This is a genomic window from Actinomadura sp. 3N508 (assembly GCF_044326375.1).
GTDB lineage: Bacteria > Actinomycetota > Actinomycetes > Streptosporangiales > Streptosporangiaceae > Spirillospora.
The window spans coordinates 1-18,593 of sequence record NZ_JBIRAX010000016.1 but is presented as its reverse complement, the minus strand read 5'-3'; the positions used below and the strand labels follow the sequence as shown (position 1 = coordinate 18,593).

Below are 18,593 nucleotides of genomic sequence, written 5' to 3'. Positions count from 1 at the left end.
CCGCCTCCGGCACGTCCCGCCGGAGATCACCAAGCCGGGCCAGGGACGTTGGTCCCTACGAACCGCCGAAATCTTCCGTCACGCTGGGAGACATGCACTTCGACTGCGGGGAACGAAAGCTATGACGGGCCAATCGCCAGCGAACGCGGGAACGATCCGGGTGTTCCTGATGGACGATCACGAGGTCGTCCGGCGCGGGGTGGCCGCGCTGCTGTCCGCCGAGGACGACATCGAGATCGTCGGCGAGGCCGGCACCGCCGCCGAAGCCCTCGCCCGCATCCCCGCCGCCCGGCCCCACGTCGCCGTCCTGGACGTCCGCCTCCCCGACGGCGACGGCGTCACCGTCTGCCGCGACATCCGCTCCCAGATGCCCGAACTCGCCTGCCTCATGCTCACCTCCTTCGACGACGAGAACGCCCTGTTCGACGCCGTCATGGCCGGCGCGGCCGGCTACGTCCTCAAGCAGATCCACGGCTCCGACCTGGTCGGCGCCGTCCGCACCGTCGCCACCGGCCAATCCCTGCTCGACCCCCGCAGCACCGCCCGCATGCTCGAACGCATCCGCACCCGCCAAGAGAAGAAAGACCCCCTCCAAGGCCTCACCGAACAAGAACGGCACATCCTCGAACTGATCGGCGAAGGCCTCACCAACCGGCAAATCGGCGAACGACTCTTCCTCGCCGAAAAGACCGTCAAGAACTACATCTCCAACATCTTCGCCAAACTCGGCATGAGCCGCCGCACCCAAGCCGCCGCCCTCGCCGCCCAACTCAAAGCCGACTCGTCCGCTTCCAGGGAAAGGCTGGACTAGAAGCCGGTGCTGAGGGCGCCGCGGCACGCTGCCGAGGTGTCCCAGGGCGGCACCGGTCAGGGGTGTCCGTGGACGACGGCTACCGGGCATTGTGCGTGGTGCAGCATCGCGTGACTGACCGATCCCAGCAGCAGGCCGGTGAAGCCCCCGCGTCCCCGCGAGCCGACGACCAGCAGGTCCGCGTGAACGGACGCCTCGGCCAAGACCTTCACCGTCCTGCCATGGACGGTTTCCGACACTACCTCCACCTCCGGGTACTCGGCCCGCCCGCCGGCAAGGGACTCGGCGAGGACGCGCCGCTCTTCCTCGGCGACGATCTCCCGGTCGTAGACCAGGGGCTGCATGTCACCGGGCCCGGTGGAGACCGGATGCGACCAGGCCAGCAGGGCGCGCAGCCGCGCCCCGCGCAGGGACGCCTCCTCGAACGCGAACCCGACCGCGTCGGCCCCCGCCGGGGATCCGTCCACGCCGACCACGACCTCGCCCCGAGCGGAGGCGCCGGTGGCGCGGACGACCACGGCCGGGCAACGGGCATGGGAGGCGACCTGCATCGCGACCGACCCCAGCACCAGACCGGTGAGCTCACCGGTCCCGCGGGAACCGGTCACCACCATGAGCGCGTCCTCGGCCCGTTCGATGAGGACCTTGGCGGGCTGCCCGCCGGCGTGCTCCCCCGTCACCTCGAGGCCGGGGACTCGGTCGCGGGCGCGGGCCACGGCGAGGTCGACGACGTCGCGTCCGCCGTCGAGCAGCTGCTGACGGACCCGGGTCGCTCCCGGGTCGCCCGGAACGTCGAACAACCACGGCGTGACGACATGGACCACGTGCAGTGCCGCGCCGCGCCGGGACGCTTCGTCGGCGGCCCAGTCGATCGCGAGCAGGCTCGATTCCGATCCGTCGTCCCCGACGACGATCCTGTTCATACCGTGCCTGCTCATACAGCGGCTCCTCGCAGTTCCCGGGCGATGCCGGCGGCCCACCCGGTGACCTGGTCGCGGTCGCGGAAGTCGCCGCTCGACCGCTTGGCGATCTTGGAGGCCAGGAAGCCCTGGGCGTCCGGGGACAGGCGGCCGCCGAAGGTGGCGTGGCCGCGGGCGTTCAGCCGCCGGGCGACTTTGGCGACGCCGGGCGCGGGCGCGATCTGCTTCTCCTCGGCGGTGTGGTCCAGCGGCCCGCTGCTGAACAGCCACACCGGCCGGTGCGCCAGCGCATCGGCGTGATGGCGGACGAAATGCCGCGCCTCCCGGTGCCAGCGCCCCGCGTAGAGGGCGCCGCCCAGCACGGCGGCGTCATACCCGTCCAGCCCTGCGGTCTCGCCCGCCGGGCGGACGTCGGCGTCAACCCCGGCCTCGCGCAGCGCGGTGCCGATCCAGTCGGCGATCTCGGCGGTTCCTCCGCGTTCGGAGGCGTAAGCGACCAGTACTCGCGTCATGACGACTCCTGCGGTTTCGGGTCGCGTTCGTGGACGACCGCGACCGGGCTCGGCATCTCGTGCAGCACGGCCCGGGTGACGGCGCCGAGCAGGGTGGTGGGGGACGATCCGATTCCGCGGTCACCGACCACCAGCAGCATCGCGTCGCGGGCGTTGTCGGCCAGGACGCGTCCGGCGCGCTCTCTCACGAAGCGCTCCTCGACCGCGACATCGGGATAGTCGACCAGGCACGGCCCCACGGCGCTGGTGAAGCGCGCCTTGGCCTGCTCCTTGACGGCCTGCGGGTCGGTGAACGGGAGCCGGTCGGGGCCGGGAAGCGCGCCGGGGTCCCACCATGCGCACACCAACGTCACCACGGCGCCGCGCAGGCGCGCTTCGGCGAGCGCGAACCGCAGCGCGGTCTCGCTGGCCGGGGAGCCGTCGATCCCGACGACGATCCGTTTCGGGCGCTCGGGCCCGTCATGGGCGGGCACCACGACCACCGGACGGTCGGCATGCGCCGGGACGTGCACGGCCGCGGACCCGAGCGGAAGCCTGTCGAAACCGCCCGTCCCACGGGCGCCGAGCACGATGAGCGCCGCGTCCTTCGACGCGGCCAGCAGCGCTCCCGAGGGCGTGCCCTTCAGCAGCACCGGCCGCACGTCCAGGCCGGGGACGGTCTCGCTTGCGAGCCGCACACCGGCGTCCAACGTCAGCGCGCCCATCCTGCGGACGATCTGCATCGCGTCACGGTCTTGCGCATGTTGCGGATACGGCCAGTGCCACGCGTGGCAGACCCGCAAGGGCATGCCTCGCAGGGACGCTTCGACCGCCGCCCAGCGCAGCGCGCGTTCGGCGGCCGGTGAAGCGTCGAAACCGACCAGGACCTCTCGTCCGTCCATCTCGTCACCTCCTGACTTCCGAGCCTGGTCGCCCGTGGACGCGATGTTCAGAGGCGTGGGTCCACCGATGCCAGGGACCTTCGGCCCTAGAGCCCCTTACCGGAGACCGGGAGCCTGGAAACGTCAGGAGGTGTCACATGAACATCGGATACGCCCTGGCGATCGCCGACCCCGGCGACGGCTGGAGGCACATGGGGAACGGCGGCGGCTCCGGCTGGATGTGGCTTTGGGGGACGCTCATGCTGCTGTCCTGCATCGTCGTGATCGGTGTGGTGGCCTGGCTGGCCGTCCGCGCCGCCGCGGCAGGACGCGTCGGCACACCGAGTCCCCCGGCCACGGGACGGGGTCGCGCCCGAGAGATCCTCGCCGAGCGGTACGCGCGCGGTGAGATCGGCACCGAGGAGTACGACGAGCGACTGGCCAAGCTGCGGTGATGACCGCGCCAAACGGCCTGGAAGGGGGAGCCATGACCACCCCGCTGGAGCAACGCACCGTTGCCGAGCTGATGACCCGTGACCTGCTCACCATCGCCGAGGACGAGTCCGTGCTCATGGCCTGGGAGCTGATGTGCAAGGCCGAGGTCCACCACCTGCCGGTCACCGACGTGGAGGGCGGCTTCCTGGGCGTCGTCGACGCCCAGACGCTCACCGCCGCCTGGAACGCCACCACCCCGCGTAATGCCCGGCGGCGCGTGACGACCCTCCTGCCCTCCCGGCGTCCGGCGGCGGTGCGTCCGGGAGCCACGGTCGCCGAGGCGGCCCGGGTCATGCTGGAGGCGGGCATGGACTACGCACCGGTGACCGACGAACACGGCGCCCTGGTCGGGCTGATCACCGCTCACGACCTGATCGCGGCGCTGGCCGGCGCCCACCGTGAGATCCCTCCGCGCGCGGGAGGCATGCCGTCCCTCTACCGGGTCGAGCCCGTGGTCCCTCAACCCGCCGCGCACCCGGGCCAGGGCCGTCTAGGCCCTGACTGACCGCCGCAGGCGCGCCCACGCCGGGTCTGCGTCGGCCGAAGGGGCATCGGACCGCGTGCCCGGTCCGATGCCCCCGTCTTCCGTTCACACCTGGATCGAGATGAGAACGATGACACCTTTCCCCAGCACATGCCGGATCGTCGTCGGCGTTGACGGATCCCCGGCCTCGCTGCGCGCCCTACGCTGGGCCGCCGCCGAGGCCGCGCTGCGGCACGCCGAGCTGGTGGCCGTCCGGGCGTGGCGGGCCAGGCGGGAATGGGTGCCGCCGTACGCGGCGGCGAACCGCCGGCCCTCCCCCGAACGGGAACGGGAGCGGACGCGGCACGCACTCGCGGCCGACGTCCGGGCCGTCCTCGGGCCCGATCCCACGGTGCGGGTGCGCCAGGAGCTGGCCTTCGGAGAAGCGGCAACGGCCCTCCTCGACCGTGCCGCGACGGCGGACCTCCTCGTCCTCGGGGGCCACCGCTCAGGCTCCGCGTCGACGGCGGCCGTCGGTCCGGTCCGGACGGCATGCCTGCGGCGCTCGGTGTGCCCTGTCGTGCTCGTCCCGCCCGGCGTCGTGCGCGGCGGCGGCGCTCCCGACGGCGGGCGCGAACGTCCGGCCGGGGAGGGACGGAGGGCATCCGCGCCTGTGACGTTGGCCCCTGCCGCCCACACCGGCGACGACGGACCATGGAGACATGAAGGACGTAAGGAACACGCCACAGGGCCTTACCCGAGGCGAGTGCCTTGGCCTGCTGAGCACGGTGAAGGTCGGCAGGGTCATCTTCACTGAGCAGGCACTCCCGGCCGTGATGCCGGTCGGATTCGTCCTCGACCTCGGTGACGTGGTCATGTGCGTCCCATCCGGCTCGGGCCGTCTGGCCGCCGCGACCCGCGACACGATCGTGGCGTTCCAGGCCGACGACCTGGACGCCGCCGGCCCCACCGGCTGGTCGGTCACCATCGTCGGGCGGGCACGGGTCGTCCAGGATCCGGGAGACCGCGCCCGCGAGGCGCTCCGGGCATGGACGGCCGGTTCGTCCCCGGAGTTCGTCCGGATCTCCTGCCAGCGCGTCTCAGGAGTGCGAGTAGGGCCGAACCCGCCTGTCAACGGCTACGGAACCGCCGCCTGAACCACCCACCCCGACGAAACCGAAAGGCCCGGCCTTGGCCGGGCCTATAGCCGGGACGACGTCCGGGCGCGAGGTCCTAACGGCCCCGCCCGGTCACCGCAGCGTCATCCGGTGCGGCGGGCTCGGGCCCGCCCATGTCCAGCCGGAACGGCGGATAGCGGTCGGTCATCAGGAACGCGTAGCCAGCCACCCGCAGCACCCAGCGGTTCATCCCCATGACGAGGTCGAAGACGCCGCGCAGGTAGCGGGTCGTGAACAGCAGCGCGACGGCGGTGATGAACACCAGCACTGCGACCAGCCCAGGCGCGTTCCAGGTCCCATCGCCCCCGCCGAGGCCGCCGCCGGTGAACAGCGCGATCACCAGGTAGTGCGGGATGGCCAGCAGCCACCACTTCACCAGCACCAGCCACCGCGACAGCTGCTCGGGGTAGTCGACGCGCAGGCGGGCGGGGTAACCGGGGTCGTCCTTGAGCGTGAACGGCGGATACCGGTCGGTGCCCAGCGCGCCGTATCCGTAGAAGGCCACACGCCACGCCCAGCGCAGCACCCCGACGTTGAACTCGAAGATCGACCTCGGGTAGACCCCGGTGAGCAGGATCGCGAAGAACGCGACCACGGTGAGCACCGCGAACGCGATCCCCAGGAAGAACAACACGACATAGTGCGGGATCAGCAACAGCCACTTCACCAGCCACAGCCATCGCGACAGCGGCTCGTCCAGCCGGCCGTCCACCCGGACAGGCATCTCGCTACCGTTCATCGGGCTCTCCTCTCAGGCCGTACACCCGGCGACCTGCCGTCAGGCGGGCCGGCTCGCTTGGGCCGCCACCATCAGCTCCGAGCGCCGTGGCGCAGGGGGCGGGTAGTGCCGGGGTCATGTTCTGTTGATGGGTTCTGTTCGCCGCTGAGCACATCGGTGACCGGGCGACGCCGGCTGCGCAGGCGGTGTGCCGGGCGGCCGAGGCGGAGCACCATCTGGGCGTGTCCGCACAGGTCGCGGTGCATCGCAGCCCGCAGGTAGGGCAGTTCCAGCGGCTGGGTGTGGAAGGCCGCGCTCACCCCGGCGGTCTCCGCATGCAGCAGCACGTGCTGGAGCGCCTGACCGGCGAGCAGCCAGTCCAGGCGCCTGTCCTCGCGGGTGACCAGCACCGCCACCGTCCCGACGGCGGCCGGATGGGCGGTGTCGGGATCAGCGTTCTGCCGTCCTTGACGCCGACGGCCCCATCGCGTCGCGGCGGCAAAGTCGCGGGAGGCGAACTCCAGGCCGTCGGGCTGGATCGGGTACGAGCCCGGCGAGAGACCGTCGCGCCGTTCACCGGTCGGGGACGCGACCCAGGCGAGCAGCTCACCGGAGATGCGGGGATCACGGCGCTGGGCCGCCTCGGCGACCTCAATGTGCTCGGCCAGCCGCCGGCGCTGCGCGAGGTCGGACACGACGCGCAGGCCCGCGCCCTCGTGCCGCGCGATGCCGGCCAGCACGGTCGTCAGCATCGGCGGAAGCGGGGTCGTCAGGAAGGCACCGCGGTGCGTGTGGCGGCGCGGGATCGTCCGGTACAGCAGGTCCTCGTACGGGCGGGGCGCCGTGCCGCTCCCCCAGCCGATCCGGGCGAGCAGGTCCGGGTACGCCGGGTCGGGCAGCAGCCGCACCAGCGGGGTGAAGCCGAGGCTCCGGACCGCCAGCCGCGCGTTGAACAACGCCGCGCCGCAGCTGATCACCATCTCGCGTCCTGTCGGGTCGGCCATCGTCAGGAGCCGGGCCCGGTCGGCCCACAGCTCCAGCCCGCCGGGCCGGTCGACGAACCGCCACGGCTGGGTGTTGTGGACCGACGGCGCCAGGATCGCCGCTCGCACGACGAACCGCGCCGCCAGATCAGGCCCTTCGCGTCCGGGAGGCCCCGCGTGAACCTCTCTGCTCTTCGCTGCGGACCGTGTTGCGCCGATCATGATGACCTCCAGCCGTGAGTGCCCGGCACCTCCAGGCTGCCGGGCCGCACGGCGGGCGGTACGGTGCCCAAAGTCCCTCATGCCGGGACCTTCGGCCCGGAGCGGAGGTGACGATGTTCCCTGACCCGCCGAGCCCCGCACGCCGGCGATGGGCCGGAGTGTTCGGCCGGTCGTTTCCCGGGATCGGGGTCCTGCGCGGCTACCGGCGTTCGTGGCTGGCGGGGGACGCGGCGGCCGGGATCACGGTCGCCGCGTACCTGGTGCCGCAGGTGATGGCGTACGCGGTGCTGGCCGGGCTGCCGCCGATCGCCGGTCTGTGGGCGATGGTCCCCGCCATCGTGCTGTACGCCGTCCTCGGCTCCTCACGGCGGCTGTCGGTGGGACCGGAGTCGACGACGGCGCTGATGACGGCCACGATCGTCGGGCCGCTGGCCGCCGGTGACCCGGGCGAGTACGCCGCGCTGGCCGCCGCGCTCGCCGTGATCGTCGGTCTGCTGGCGCTGGCGGCGTGGTGCCTGCGGCTGGGTTTCGTGAACGATCTGCTGTCCCAGCCCGTCCTGATCGGCTACATGGCGGGCGTCGCCGTGATCATGATCATCGGTCAGCTGCCGGGCACGACCGGGGTCGCCACCGACGGCGACGGCGCGCTCCGCGAGCTGGCCTCGTTCGCCGGGGGCCTGGGCCAGGCCCATGCCGGGACGGTGCTGCTCACGTCGGTGAGCCTGGTGTTCCTGTTCGGCCTGCAATGGCTGTTCCCTCGCGCGCCGGGACCGCTGCTGGCCGTCCTGCTCGCCACCGCCGCGGTGGTGACCTTCGATCTCGAGCGGCGGGGCATCAAGGTGGTCGGTGACGTGCCCGCGGGGCTGCCGCAGCCCGCCCTACCTTCTCTCACGGACGTGACCGCACTGTTCGTCCCGGCCCTGGGTGTGCTGCTGGTGGGCTACACCGACAACGTCCTGACCGCACGCGCGTTCGCCGTCCGAGGCGAGAGGGAGGTGGATGGCAACCAGGAACTGCTGGCGCTGGGCGCGTCGAACATCGGCGCCGGGTTCTTCCAGGGTTTCCCGGTCAGCAGCAGCGGCAGCCGCACCGCCCTCGCCGCGGCCGCGGGCGCCCGCACCCAGCTGTACTCCTTCTCCGCGCTCGGCGCCCTCTTCGGCGTGTTGCTCTTCCTGCATCCCCTGCTCGCCCGGTTCCCCTCGGCGGCGCTGGGCGCGATCGTGATCTACGCGGCGGTGCGCCTGGTCGACCTGGCCGGGTTCCGCGGGCTCGCCGCGTTCCGGCGCAGCGAACTGCTGCTCGCCGTCGCGGCGCTGGCCGGGGTGCTCGTCTTCGGCATCCTGTACGGCATCCTCGTGGCCGTCGCCCTGTCGGTCATGGTGCTGCTGTCACGCGTCGCGCGGCCCCATGACGCGATCCTCGGACAGGTGCCGGGCATCGCCGGGATGCACGACGTCGACGACTTCCCCACTGCGCGGACGATCCCGGGCCTGGTGGTGTACCGGTACGACTCGCCACTGTTCTTCGCCAACGCCACCGACTTCAAGCGCCGCGCCCTGGCAGCGGTGGATTCGAGCGGGGACGCCGTTCGCTGGTTCGTCCTCAACACCGAGGCCAACGTCGAGGTCGACTTCACCGGGCTGAAGGCGGTGGACGAGCTACGAGCCGAACTCACCGGCAGAGGGATCGTCTTCGCGCTGGCCCGAGTCAAGCAGGACCTCCTCGACGACCTGACGGCCTTCGGGCTGGTCGACGCGATCGGCGCCGACCGGCTGTACCCCACCCTGCCCACGGCCGTCACCGCATACGAACGCTGGAAAGACGAGCACCCGCCCTCGGACGGTCCCGCCGAGATCGGCCCGCCGGAGCCGGAGCAGCGCTAGAAGCCGTGCCGTTGGTCCCGAAGCCGCACGACCAACGGGGGGTGGAGTCACGGCCCGGCACCAGAGACCCTTGATCGGGAAGTATCCGTCCTGGCGAACCGGAATGGCGGACTCGATGAGAACCGAGCGTGACACCAGGCCATGGAACGAACCCGGCCTGCTCGTGGGCTACGACGACTCCGACGACGCCCGGTTCGCGCTCGGGTGGGCGCTCGCCGAGGCCCGGCTGCGGCACAGCGCCGTCACCGTGTGCGAGGTGTGGAGTCCGCCCTGGGACGCGGGCATGGACGAGCTCACCGCCGAGGTGTTCCGCAGCGGAGCGAGCCGGACGCTGCGTGAAGCGATCGCCCTCGCCCGTCGCTGGGAGCACGGCGTCCCGGTGCACCCGCAGCTCCTGCGCGGCTTCCCGGTGACCGAGCTGAGGCAGGCGAGCGCGCAGGCCGACCTGCTCGTCGTCGGCTCGCGCGGACGAGGCGCGATAGGCAGCCTGCTGGGCTCGGTGAGCTCCGGTGTCGCGGCACACGCCCGGTGCCCCGTCGTGATCGCGCGGCCTCCCCTGGATCGGCGACCGGACATGCCCATCGTGGCCGGGTTCGACGGCTCCGGCCCTGCACGCGAAGCGCTCGGGGCGGCCTTTCTGGAGGCCGAACTGCACGGCGCCCCGCTCATCGTCCTGCGTGCCGTGCCGGCGGAGACCGAGCACGGCGGAGAGTCCCCCGGGCTCGCCGACCTCGACCGCGAGATCGAACGGCTCACCGCCAAGTACCCGTCGGTTCGGCATCGGACGGTGACGAGCTCCGGCAAGCCTCGCAACGTGCTGCTGGACGCGGCCACCGACGCCAGGATGCTGGTGGTCGGCTCGCGCGGCGCCGGCGGAGTCCGCGGTCTGGTGCTGGGGTCGGTCAGCCAGTACCTCGTCCGCCACGCGCCCTGCACGACGATCATCGCCCACGGCGACCGCACGGACTGACGTCCGGCCAGCGCTCGGCTGGGCGGATCGGGGTCCTGCTCCAGGCGAGTGGGGGAAGTCCTGCGCCGCTTAGGCGGCGTCACATGATGCACGGTGCGCGGTTCGCCCGCTTCTCCGTGCCGTTCAACCAGGCTTCCCCCACTCGCTTCCAGTGAACGTCAGTGCCCCGGACGTTCCTAGGGGCGAAGGTCCCCACTCGCTGCGCGACCCCGGGCGGGTGCTCACGACGAAGGTCCCTGGTGCCGTCCCACCGGTACGACGAAGCCTGGAGGAGTCGGCATCACACCGCCATTAGGAGAAGAGATGACCACCCCGATCGGGATCAACGGATTCGGCCGCATCGGCCGCAACTACCTGCGCCTGGCCCTGGAACGCGGCCAGGAGATCGCAGCGATCAACGACATCACCGACACCGCCACCCTCGCGCACCTGCTGAGGTACGACTCCACCTACGGCCGCCTCGGCCGCACGGTCGAACACGACGACGCCGCCCTGATCGTCGACGGCCGGCGCATCCCGGTCACCGCGCACCGCGACCCCGCCGACCTGGACTGGGGCGCGGCCGGAGCCGAGATCGTCATCGAGTCGACCGGCAGGTTCCGGCGGCGCGAGGACGCGGCCGTCCACCTGAAGTCCGGCGCCCGCAAGGTGATCCTGTCTGCGCCCGGCAAGGACGTGGACGCCACGATCGTGATGGGCGTCAACCAGCACGTCTACGACCCCGGCCGCCACACCGTCGTGTCCAACGCCTCCTGCACCACCAACTGCGTCGCGCCCATGGCCAAGGTCCTGCACGACACCTTCGGCGTGATCAAGGGCTACATGACCACCGTGCACGGCTACACCAACGACCAGAACCTGCTCGACTCCCCGCACAAGGACCTGCACCGCGCCCGCTCCGCCGCCGTGAACCTCATCCCGACCAGCACCGGCGCCGCCCGCTCCGTCGGGCTCGTGGTCCCCGAGCTGACGGGCCGGTTCGACGGCATGGCGCTGCGCGTCCCTATCGAGGACGGCTCCCTGGTCGACCTGGCCTGCCTGCTGGAGCGCCCGGCGAGCGCCGACGAGATCAACGCCGCCTTCGCCGAGGCCGCGGGCGGGCCGCTCGCCGGGATCGTCCGCTACAACACCGACCCCATCGTCTCCCGCGACGTGATCGGCGACCCGGCCTCCTGCGTCTTCGACGCCCCGCTCACCCAGTCCAGCGGCGAGTTGGTGAAGGTGTTCGGCTGGTACGACAACGAATGGGGCTACACCTGCCGGCTCGCCGACCTCGTCGACCACATCGCCGCCCACCTGTGACCGCGCGGAGCCAAGCCGGTCCCGACCGGCTTGGCTTCCCAGCGAACCCACCACCTGGTCGGGGCCCGGTGTGGCCTCCGCATGACGCCGGGACGACCGATACCGAGCAGACACCAAGTTCAGGACTTTGGTCCCTACGCTTCGCATCGCGCCCGTGTCACCGTGGAGGCATGCAGCTCGACCAGAGCGGCCTGGAGATCCTGGATGGGGACGAGTGCCGCGCCCTCCTCAGCGGTTCCACGATCGGACGGATCGTCTTCACCCACCAGGCGCTGCCCGCCGTCCAGCCGGTCAACTTCGTCCTCGACCGGGGTGACATCCTGATCAAGGCCTCACAGACGTCCAGGCTCGCCACGGCCGCCGCCGACACCATCGTCGCCTTCGAGGTCGACGAGTTCGACACCGAGGACCGGACCGGCTGGTCGGTGGTCACGGTCGGACATGCCCGGCGCGTGACCGATCCCGCCGAGATCGCCTCCCTGGAGGCCCTCCCTTTGGAGAGCTGGGCCCCGGGACGACGCGACACCTACATCCGCATCCGCCCCCAGCTCATCACTGGCCGCCGCATCGGCGCCTCCTCCAGGCCGGACATCGCGCCCTGACGCTCGGCATGCAGACGGCATCACGGTCCACTGACGACTCCGGCTCCGATCGCCGTCAGGGCCCAGAGCGTTCACCATTGAACTGAGCCCTCGCGTTGTTCGCGACCTGGCCCGTCCAGCATCTCGGGACCGCGAATGCCCGGTCCGCCGGCGGACGAGCGGCTCCAACAGTGGAGAGCGAGCGGCTATAGCGGGATGCCGCGATCGGGGTGCGGTTGCCGCAGCTGCCGGACACCGTGAGGCTGGGTACCGCCGGAGCGAGCGGAAGCGAAACCGGATCTCCTCATCAAGCCGCCGCCCCGTGTTCCACCACCGCGCGCCGCACCACGATGGCGGTGAAGGCCGCGGTCGCCGCGGCCACGATCGCCAGCAGCGCCAAGCCCAGCGCGTAAGAGCCCAGGCTTCCGTAGATGGAGCCCATCACCAGTGGCGGGACGAACCCGCCCAGGCCGCCCGCGGCACCGACCACGCCGGTGACCGCCCCTACCTTGCCGGCCGGAGCCAGCCGCGCCACCAGCGCGAACGTCGCACCGCTGGCGGCGCCGAGCGCGGCGGCCATTGCCAGGAACGCGATCGTCCCGAGTGGCATCAGCGGCGGCGTGAACGCCTGCACGGCTGCTCCCACGACCGTCACCACCAGGGAGGCGCTCAGCACCCGAACTGCCCCTGCCCTGTCCGACAGCCACCCGCCGACCGGGCGCATCACCACCGCCAGCAGCACGAACCCCGCCATCCGGTTCGCCGCGTCCGACTGCGACAACCCGTACTCCGTCTTCAGGTACGTCGGCAGGTACACCGAGAACGCCACGTAACCGCCGAACGCCACCGCGTACAGCGCCGACGCCTGCCAGGTGACGGCCATCCGGCCGGTGTCCGCCAGCCGCCTGGCGAGCGGTTCGCGCGGCGGCATCCGTCCCGGCGCCTCCCGCAGCACCAGCCACGCCGCCACAGCGTAGGTCGCGAGCAAGATCGCTGTCAGCGTGAACGGGGCGGCCGAGCCTAGTCCGTCGACGAGCTTCACCGTGGTCAGCGCGCTGATCGCGGTGCCGCCCATCCCGGCGCCGAACACGCCGATCGCGAAGCCGCGCCGCTCCGCCGGGAACCACGCGCTCACGAACGGGACGCCCACCGCGAACGCCGTCCCGCCGACGCCGAGAAAGAACCCGCCCACCAGCAATGCCGCCAGCGACGAATGGCCCAGCAGCCCCAGATACAGGACGGGGACGATCGTGATGAGCGACACCACCGGGAACATCACCCGCCCACCGAACCGGTCGGTCAAGGCACCCACCGGGATCCGTCCTACCGACCCGACCACCACCGGAACCGCGACCAATAGCGCCTGCTCGAACGACGACAGGGCCAGCGAGTCCTTGAACCGCGGACCCAGCGGGCTCAGCAGCGCCCACGCCCAGAAGTTCACCGCGAACCCGACCGTGGCCGTCACGAGCATCACCATCGGACGCCGACCGCTGCGAGCCGGCCCCGCCGGACCTGAGTCTCTCTGCTGTCCGGGCTCAGTCATCGTGCCGCACCGCTTCCATCGCCAGGCCCCGTATGAACCCGGGAGGCCGTGATCGGCTCCCGCAGGTTCACGCTCGTGGACGTCCGTGATCGTCGTTAGGGACCTTCGTCCCAAGGAGAGTCCCTGATGGCCGCGGCGGAGCATGGGCCATGACGTCCTCCCGGAGCTCGGCCCGTCTCCATCCGACCGCCGGGCCTCGTCGCCAAGCCAGGGCCGAAAGGCTCCTTGGCCGGGGACCTCCGCCGGAGGGACGCAACGAACAGGTCGTCCGGGGGATGGATCGTCGTCCTTGCGTCGACCCGCGCTCGCCGCCCGCATCACGAATGGTCGGCCCGATTGGGCCGAAAGTCCCGCCCGGTGAGGACGCCTGGCACTGACCCAGGGCCCGGCCCGGCTGCGACGGTGGAGGTGACCAAGGGAGGTCACCGATGTGGATCATGCCCGAGCCGCGTTCCGTCGTCGTCGGGGTGGACGGTTCACCCAACTCCATGGCCGCGTTGCGGCGCGCCGCGCGGGAGGCCCTTGAACGGCACGCACGGCTGGATGTCGTCCGCGTTCTGGAACCGGAGGGTGCGCGCGCGCCGCGGCCGCTGCGGACCGTCCGTGAATGGCTGCGGCTGCGGCGCACGGTGGCGCATGCGCTTCCCCGCGTCCAGCACCTGACCACCCGGCTCCGCGTCGTCCCCGGCGCGCCAGGCGAAACGCTGGCCCGCGCGGCGGAACACGCCGAGCTGCTGGTCATCGGCGCCCGGGCGCACTCGGAGTACGGCAACCCGCTCGGCGGCGACACCGTCCCGGTCGTGCGCGAGCGCGCCCGGTGCGAGGTCGTGGTCTGCGCCGACCACACCGCCACGTCCACGGCCCCTTGATCAGGCTGGCGAGAACCTCTGGAGGAGACGATGAAACGCCGCACCGTCGCCGACGTCATGACCACGAACGTCATCACTGCGAGCGAGGACACCACGTTCGCCGAGATCGCCGACGCGATCGCCGAACACCGCATCAGCGCGGTGCCCATCCTGGACACCGACCGCCGCCCGATCGGCATCGTCACCGAAGCCGACCTGCTCCACAAACAGGAGTACAAGGACGGCACCGCACACCGCCGAGGCGTGCTGCGGCGGCGCTCCACAGCAGAGGACGAGGCCAAGGCCGCAGCCGTCGACGCCCGCGGCCTGATGAGCGCCCCGGCCGTGTCAGTCGCGCCGCACACCACCGTCGCCGAGGCCGCGCGGCTGCTGAACGCCCACGGTTTCAAGGCCATGCCCGTCGTCGGCAAGGACGGACGGCTCGCTGGCATCGTGGCCCGCCGCGACCTGCTGCGGGTGTTCCACCGGTCCGACTCCGACATCCGCGACGAGATCATCCAGGACGTCCTGATCCACCGGCTCTGGCAGGACCCCGCGCAGGTGCATATCCGCGTCCAGGAGGGAATCGTCCACCTCACCGGCCGCGTCGAGCAGAAGACCCTAATCCCGGTCATCGTGCGCATGAGCGCGGCCACCGAAGGCGTCGTCGACGTCGTCGACACCCTCGGCTACGACATCGACGACACCCACCCGACGCCGTATCCAAGAGCGTGAGGCGCATGCGTAACACCTGGGACGGCGCCGCCGTCAGCGAGACCCACATCGGGATCGTATTCTTCGCCGGCGACCGCGCCTACAAGCTCAAGAAGCCGGTGAACCTGGGCTTCCTCGACTTCAGCACCCGCGAGCTGCGCGAACAGGCCTGCCACGAGGAGGTACGGCTCAACCGCCGCTTCGCCCCCGACGTCTACCTCGGTGTCGCCGACGTGCACGATCCCGGCGGCGAGGTCTGCGACCATCTGGTCGTCATGCGGCGGATGCCCGCCGACCGGCGCCTGACCACCCTCGTCCGGGCCGGGGAACCGGTCACCGGCGCGCTGCGCGACATCGCGCGCGCCCTCGCGGCCTGGCATGCCCGCGCGCCCCGCGGACCCGGGATCTCCGCCCAGGGCACCCGCGACGCCCTACAGGCCCGCTGGAACGACAGCTTCGACCAGGTCCGCCCCTTCCACGGCGAGGTAATCGACGCCGCAACGGCCACCGAGATCGAAGAAGTGGCCACCGAGTTCCTCGCCGGCCGCCAGGCCCTGTTCGACGCCCGCATCGCCGACGGCCGCATCGTCGACGGCCACGGCGACCTGCTCGCCGGTGACATCTTCTGCCTGGACGACGGCCCGCGCATCCTGGACTGCCTGGAGTTCGACGAGAAGCTGCGCAGCCTGGACGGTATCGACGACGCCTCGTTCCTGGCCATGGACCTGGAACGACTCGGCGCCCCCGACCTCGCCGAACGCTTCATCACCTGGTACGCCGAGTTCGCCGCCGACCCCGCGCCGCCTTCACTGCGGCACCACTACGTCGCCTACCGGGCGTTCGTCCGCGCCAAGGTCGCCTGCCTGCGTCACGCACAGGGCGACCCTGACGCGGCCGCCGACGCACGCGCCTACAGCGCCATAGCGCTTCGTCATCTGCGCGCCGGACGGGTCGAGGTGATCCTGGTGGGCGGCCTGCCCGGCACCGGCAAGACCTCGCTGGCCGGCGCGCTGGCCGACCGGCTCGGCTGCTCGCTGCTCAGCAGCGACCGCGTCCGCAAGGAACTCGCCGGACTCGCGCCGCTCGACTCCGCGGCGGCCCCTTACGGCACCGGCATCTACAGCCCGGACTGGGACCGCCGCACCTACCGCGAACTCGCCGACCGCGCCGGGAAACTGCTTCGCCAAGGCGAGACGGTCATCCTGGACGCCTCGTGGACCTCCAAGGAACACCGAGACCTCCTCACCACGATCGCCGCACGCGAACACGCACACCTGTCGTCCCTGCGCTGCGAGGCCTCCGAGACGCTCACCACCGAGCGGATCCGCACCCGCACGCGTGGCCCCTCCGACGCCGACGCCGAGATCGCCGCCGCCATGCGCGCCGATGCGGCACCGTGGCCCGAGGCAACGACGATCGACACGGGCGCAGCCGTGACCGACGCCGTCGAACAGGCCCTTGCCGCTCTTCGCCCGCACGGCACCGAACACCTCTGGCCCCGCCGCCCGCTCCTCTCCCCCGGCTGACCAGGAACCGAGCGGATTCCCGCCTTTCGACGCTCGCGTCACGCTTCTAGCGAGCATCGTTCCAACAGCTGCTAAGCATCCAGAGTCAACTGGTCGACAGCGGCCCTTCTGGGCTGGGCTTGGATGTACGGAAGCAGGACGGGAGGGAGTTTGGGACGCTTCCCGTCAAAGATGTCCTGCACGCAAATAAGCTGGACCTTCGGATAGGAGCGTCCTTGTCGATTCGCATGGAAGATGCCTGAGTGGTTCGCTGCTTCCACCATTCCCGGCGTGGGTCTTTCAAGGGTGATGAGCAGGCCGCCTGCCGCGCGCTGCGTGCTTATCGCTCCTAGCAGGTCTCGCACCATCTGCGGACCGAGCCGGCGTCCGCCCTTGACGGATACCAGGACCTTCTCAACGTGCCCCTTCCCATCGGCGGGAAAACGGATCACTCCGTCGACCCCTCTGTCGCCGACCTGCCTTTCGTTGGGCTGCCCGTCAACCCGAGACACCGCCCACCGCTCGAACTCAAAGGGCGAGCGCTCGAACAAGGCACGAGCCGCCTCCACATCTCGCGGGATTCCCATCACCGAGAACGTGTCGACTATGGACTCTCCGTACACGGCTCGGAGGCGCTTTTCGATCAGGTCGATCGCCAGGTAGGTGACATCGATGCCGATCCAGCGGCGCCCTAGCCGCTGAGCTGCGTCGATGGCGGTGCCGCAGCCGCAGAACGGATCCAGCACCACGTCGTGAGGATCGGAGCTGGCGACGATGACACGCTCCAGCAGGCTGAGAGGCTTCTGAGTGGGATAGCCGAGGCGCTCTTTGTCAGCGGACGTCAGGCGGATATCGGTCCAGACGTCCTGCAGCGGTACGCCCGGCTGCTCGTCCAGGTAGCGCTTGTACACCGGCATCCCGGTACTGCGGAACTCGATTCGACCCTCTTCGAGCATCCGATCCAGCCGGTCCCGGGAATATGCCCAATGACGCCCCTTGTAGGGCCGGACGCCATGCCATTCGAAGTCGACATCCCCGCCCGGCTTGGCCGCGGTGAGGTCACCTCGCCGGTAACGTCTTCCCGTTTCCGGCTCGACATGCGTGTAGTTCTTCTCAATCGATTTTTGCTCGAAAGGAGTGTATTGCGTATTCCAGGTATAGGTCTTGCCCGCGGAATAAAATAGGACGACATCGTGAGATCTGCCGTATCGACGCGGGTCGTTCTTCGCCCCGGATCTCAGCCAGCTTATTTCGTTCTTGAAGTTGGCCGCGCCGAAGAGGGCGTCCAGGAGAATCTTCAGATAGTGCGAGGCCGTCGGATCGCAATGCAGGTAGAGGGACCCCGTAGGCCTCAGCGTGCGGCGAAGTTCGATCAGGCGTGCGGCCATCATCACCAGATACGCGACAACGTCATTCTGGCCGAGCAGGCGCCTCATGGCCTCCACGGCATCGGCGACTCTGACCGGCGAGCCGCCGCTGACGAGGAACTGATACAGCTCTTCGCTTTGCTGACTCCAGGTCCACGTGTCGTCGAAGGCCTCGATCTGGGCTTGGGACTCCTGGCCATCCTTGTGCCGATACAGGACGTTGTAGGAGCGGTTGGAGTTGAAAGGGGGATCGAGGTAGACCAAATCAACCGAGGCGTCGTCCATCTTCGACAGCATGTCGAGGTTATCGCCGTACAGAAGCTGGTTCTTCCACACTGCCCGCGCGCCTCCACGGTGTGATTTTCGTCCGGCACTCAACAAACGATCCTTGGCTGAGGATTACTGCGCTTGGCGCATTTCTCAATGCTCATGACCGCTCTCGGTCCGGCGACAACCAGGCGGCTTGATCAAACGTCTTTGAGGCAACCCCATGTGTCGCAAACAGGGCCTGAGGCGACTTTGGTGACCATGACTTTGCAAGATCGAAAAATGGCCCATGATGGCGACGTTGAGCGCGGGAACGGCAAGGGACGCCTACCTGCGTAGGCGTCCCTTGGTGTTCGGGATCTACTTGAGGACGGGCAGGCGCTTGACCAGGCGGGTGTCGCCCCACCAGCGGCCAAGGCCCAGGGTGTCGCCCGCGCTGACCAGGGCC

19 protein-coding genes are annotated in these 18,593 nt (G+C 70.5%); 12 read left to right on the top strand and 7 right to left on the bottom strand.

The window, feature by feature from the left end:
- Window positions 1–121 precede the first annotated feature (121 nt).
- Window positions 122–811: a response regulator gene (locus ACH34S_RS38015; protein ID WP_395957760.1), complete on the top strand. Its 690-nt coding sequence runs from the start codon at window positions 122–124 to the stop codon at window positions 809–811.
- A 56-nt stretch (window positions 812–867) separates the two neighbouring features.
- Here the strand turns inward: ACH34S_RS38015 and ACH34S_RS38010 are convergent, their stop codons facing one another.
- Genes ACH34S_RS38010 through ACH34S_RS38000 form a run of 3 tightly spaced genes read right to left on the bottom strand, consistent with a single transcriptional unit; the run spans window position 868 to window position 3,124 of the window.
- Window positions 868–1,749 carry a universal stress protein gene (locus ACH34S_RS38010; RefSeq protein ID WP_395957759.1) on the bottom strand — a complete coding sequence of 294 codons (882 nt, stop codon included), beginning with the start codon at window positions 1,747–1,749 and terminating at the stop codon, window positions 868–870.
- Window positions 1,746–2,243: a flavodoxin domain-containing protein gene (locus tag ACH34S_RS38005; RefSeq protein ID WP_395957758.1), complete on the bottom strand. Its 498-nt coding sequence runs from the start codon at window positions 2,241–2,243 to the stop codon at window positions 1,746–1,748. Before ACH34S_RS38005 ends, ACH34S_RS38010 begins: the two co-directional genes overlap by 4 nt.
- Window positions 2,240–3,124, bottom strand: a complete 885-nt coding sequence (locus ACH34S_RS38000) for a universal stress protein (protein WP_395957757.1) — start codon at window positions 3,122–3,124, stop codon at window positions 2,240–2,242. The genes ACH34S_RS38005 and ACH34S_RS38000 overlap by 4 nt, the downstream gene beginning before the upstream one ends.
- Window positions 3,125–3,261: 137 nt before the next feature.
- Between ACH34S_RS38000 and ACH34S_RS37995 the strand changes: the two genes are divergently transcribed.
- From ACH34S_RS37995 to ACH34S_RS37980, 4 genes are all read left to right on the top strand, one after another.
- Window positions 3,262–3,558: an SHOCT domain-containing protein gene (locus tag ACH34S_RS37995; RefSeq protein WP_395957756.1), complete on the top strand. Its 297-nt coding sequence runs from the start codon at window positions 3,262–3,264 to the stop codon at window positions 3,556–3,558.
- Between the two features lie 32 nt (window positions 3,559–3,590).
- On the top strand, window positions 3,591–4,103 hold the full coding sequence (locus ACH34S_RS37990) for an HPP family protein (protein WP_395957755.1): 513 nt from the start codon (window positions 3,591–3,593) through the stop codon (window positions 4,101–4,103).
- A 67-nt stretch (window positions 4,104–4,170) separates the two neighbouring features.
- Window positions 4,171–4,878 (top strand): universal stress protein, encoded by a 708-nt coding sequence (locus ACH34S_RS37985; protein WP_395957754.1) that lies wholly within the window; start codon window positions 4,171–4,173, stop codon window positions 4,876–4,878.
- On the top strand, window positions 4,784–5,218 hold the full coding sequence (locus ACH34S_RS37980) for a pyridoxamine 5'-phosphate oxidase family protein (protein WP_395957753.1): 435 nt from the start codon (window positions 4,784–4,786) through the stop codon (window positions 5,216–5,218). Before ACH34S_RS37985 ends, ACH34S_RS37980 begins: the two co-directional genes overlap by 95 nt.
- A gap of 76 nt (window positions 5,219–5,294) precedes the next feature.
- Here ACH34S_RS37980 and ACH34S_RS37975 read toward each other — a convergent pair whose 3' ends face one another.
- Both ACH34S_RS37975 and ACH34S_RS37970 read right to left on the bottom strand, forming a co-directional pair.
- Entirely contained in the window at window positions 5,295–5,978 is a 684-nt protein-coding gene (locus ACH34S_RS37975) for a DUF4389 domain-containing protein (RefSeq protein WP_395957752.1), read from the bottom strand.
- Between the two features lie 71 nt (window positions 5,979–6,049).
- Window positions 6,050–7,162, bottom strand: coding sequence for an Acg family FMN-binding oxidoreductase (locus ACH34S_RS37970; protein ID WP_395957751.1), 1,113 nt, complete (start codon window positions 7,160–7,162; stop codon window positions 6,050–6,052).
- A gap of 113 nt (window positions 7,163–7,275) precedes the next feature.
- On the opposite strand from ACH34S_RS37970, the gene ACH34S_RS37965 reads away from it, so the two are divergent.
- The 4 genes from ACH34S_RS37965 to ACH34S_RS37950 all read left to right on the top strand — a co-directional run bounded on the left by ACH34S_RS37965 (window position 7,276) and on the right by ACH34S_RS37950 (window position 11,919).
- Window positions 7,276–9,045 carry a SulP family inorganic anion transporter gene (locus tag ACH34S_RS37965; protein WP_395957882.1) on the top strand — a complete coding sequence of 590 codons (1,770 nt, stop codon included), beginning with the start codon at window positions 7,276–7,278 and terminating at the stop codon, window positions 9,043–9,045.
- Window positions 9,046–9,160: 115 nt separating this feature from the next.
- Window positions 9,161–10,015 (top strand): universal stress protein, encoded by an 855-nt coding sequence (locus tag ACH34S_RS37960; RefSeq protein WP_395957750.1) that lies wholly within the window; start codon window positions 9,161–9,163, stop codon window positions 10,013–10,015.
- A gap of 303 nt (window positions 10,016–10,318) precedes the next feature.
- Window positions 10,319–11,317, top strand: a complete 999-nt coding sequence (gap, locus tag ACH34S_RS37955; protein ID WP_395957749.1) for a type I glyceraldehyde-3-phosphate dehydrogenase — start codon at window positions 10,319–10,321, stop codon at window positions 11,315–11,317.
- 170 nt (window positions 11,318–11,487) lie between these two features.
- Window positions 11,488–11,919 (top strand): pyridoxamine 5'-phosphate oxidase family protein, encoded by a 432-nt coding sequence (locus ACH34S_RS37950; protein WP_395957748.1) that lies wholly within the window; start codon window positions 11,488–11,490, stop codon window positions 11,917–11,919.
- A 286-nt stretch (window positions 11,920–12,205) separates the two neighbouring features.
- Here ACH34S_RS37950 and ACH34S_RS37945 read toward each other — a convergent pair whose 3' ends face one another.
- Window positions 12,206–13,372 carry an MFS transporter gene (locus ACH34S_RS37945; RefSeq protein WP_395957881.1) on the bottom strand — a complete coding sequence of 389 codons (1,167 nt, stop codon included), beginning with the start codon at window positions 13,370–13,372 and terminating at the stop codon, window positions 12,206–12,208.
- 500 nt (window positions 13,373–13,872) lie between these two features.
- Here ACH34S_RS37945 and ACH34S_RS37940 point away from each other — a divergent pair, with 500 nt between their 5' ends.
- Genes ACH34S_RS37940 through ACH34S_RS37930 form a run of 3 tightly spaced genes read left to right on the top strand, consistent with a single transcriptional unit; the run spans window position 13,873 to window position 16,532 of the window.
- Window positions 13,873–14,313, top strand: a complete 441-nt coding sequence (locus tag ACH34S_RS37940) for a universal stress protein (protein WP_395957747.1) — start codon at window positions 13,873–13,875, stop codon at window positions 14,311–14,313.
- A 30-nt stretch (window positions 14,314–14,343) separates the two neighbouring features.
- Window positions 14,344–15,027, top strand: coding sequence for a CBS domain-containing protein (locus tag ACH34S_RS37935; protein WP_395957746.1), 684 nt, complete (start codon window positions 14,344–14,346; stop codon window positions 15,025–15,027).
- A 5-nt stretch (window positions 15,028–15,032) separates the two neighbouring features.
- Complete coding sequence (locus ACH34S_RS37930; protein ID WP_395957745.1) at window positions 15,033–16,532, top strand: AAA family ATPase; 1,500 nt, start codon at window positions 15,033–15,035, stop codon at window positions 16,530–16,532.
- 71 nt (window positions 16,533–16,603) lie between these two features.
- Here ACH34S_RS37930 and ACH34S_RS37925 read toward each other — a convergent pair whose 3' ends face one another.
- Window positions 16,604–18,214 (bottom strand): DNA methyltransferase, encoded by a 1,611-nt coding sequence (locus ACH34S_RS37925; protein ID WP_395957744.1) that lies wholly within the window; start codon window positions 18,212–18,214, stop codon window positions 16,604–16,606.
- Window positions 18,215–18,593 lie beyond the last annotated feature (379 nt).

What these genes read in the sequence shown, in the direction of transcription:
- ACH34S_RS38005 (WP_395957758.1), bottom strand. Translation starts at nt 2,243, where the DNA reads ATGACGCGAGTACTGGTCGCTTACGCCTCCGAACGCGGAGGAACCGCC.
- ACH34S_RS37975 (WP_395957752.1), bottom strand. Translation starts at nt 5,978, where the DNA reads ATGAACGGTAGCGAGATGCCTGTCCGGGTGGACGGCCGGCTGGACGAG.
- ACH34S_RS37960 (WP_395957750.1), top strand. Translation starts at nt 9,161, where the DNA reads ATGAGAACCGAGCGTGACACCAGGCCATGGAACGAACCCGGCCTGCTC.
- ACH34S_RS37990 (WP_395957755.1), top strand. Translation starts at nt 3,591, where the DNA reads ATGACCACCCCGCTGGAGCAACGCACCGTTGCCGAGCTGATGACCCGT.
- ACH34S_RS37985 (WP_395957754.1), top strand. Translation starts at nt 4,171, where the DNA reads ATGCCCCCGTCTTCCGTTCACACCTGGATCGAGATGAGAACGATGACA.
- ACH34S_RS37945 (WP_395957881.1), bottom strand. Translation starts at nt 13,372, where the DNA reads ATGCTCGTGACGGCCACGGTCGGGTTCGCGGTGAACTTCTGGGCGTGG.
- ACH34S_RS37965 (WP_395957882.1), top strand. Translation starts at nt 7,276, where the DNA reads ATGTTCCCTGACCCGCCGAGCCCCGCACGCCGGCGATGGGCCGGAGTG.
- ACH34S_RS38000 (WP_395957757.1), bottom strand. Translation starts at nt 3,124, where the DNA reads ATGGACGGACGAGAGGTCCTGGTCGGTTTCGACGCTTCACCGGCCGCC.
- gap (WP_395957749.1), top strand. Translation starts at nt 10,319, where the DNA reads ATGACCACCCCGATCGGGATCAACGGATTCGGCCGCATCGGCCGCAAC.
- ACH34S_RS37930 (WP_395957745.1), top strand. Translation starts at nt 15,033, where the DNA reads ATGCGTAACACCTGGGACGGCGCCGCCGTCAGCGAGACCCACATCGGG.
- ACH34S_RS38010 (WP_395957759.1), bottom strand. Translation starts at nt 1,749, where the DNA reads ATGAGCAGGCACGGTATGAACAGGATCGTCGTCGGGGACGACGGATCG.
- ACH34S_RS37950 (WP_395957748.1), top strand. Translation starts at nt 11,488, where the DNA reads ATGCAGCTCGACCAGAGCGGCCTGGAGATCCTGGATGGGGACGAGTGC.
- ACH34S_RS37940 (WP_395957747.1), top strand. Translation starts at nt 13,873, where the DNA reads ATGTGGATCATGCCCGAGCCGCGTTCCGTCGTCGTCGGGGTGGACGGT.
- ACH34S_RS37935 (WP_395957746.1), top strand. Translation starts at nt 14,344, where the DNA reads ATGAAACGCCGCACCGTCGCCGACGTCATGACCACGAACGTCATCACT.
- ACH34S_RS37970 (WP_395957751.1), bottom strand. Translation starts at nt 7,162, where the DNA reads ATGATCGGCGCAACACGGTCCGCAGCGAAGAGCAGAGAGGTTCACGCG.
- ACH34S_RS38015 (WP_395957760.1), top strand. Translation starts at nt 122, where the DNA reads ATGACGGGCCAATCGCCAGCGAACGCGGGAACGATCCGGGTGTTCCTG.
- ACH34S_RS37995 (WP_395957756.1), top strand. Translation starts at nt 3,262, where the DNA reads ATGAACATCGGATACGCCCTGGCGATCGCCGACCCCGGCGACGGCTGG.
- ACH34S_RS37980 (WP_395957753.1), top strand. Translation starts at nt 4,784, where the DNA reads ATGAAGGACGTAAGGAACACGCCACAGGGCCTTACCCGAGGCGAGTGC.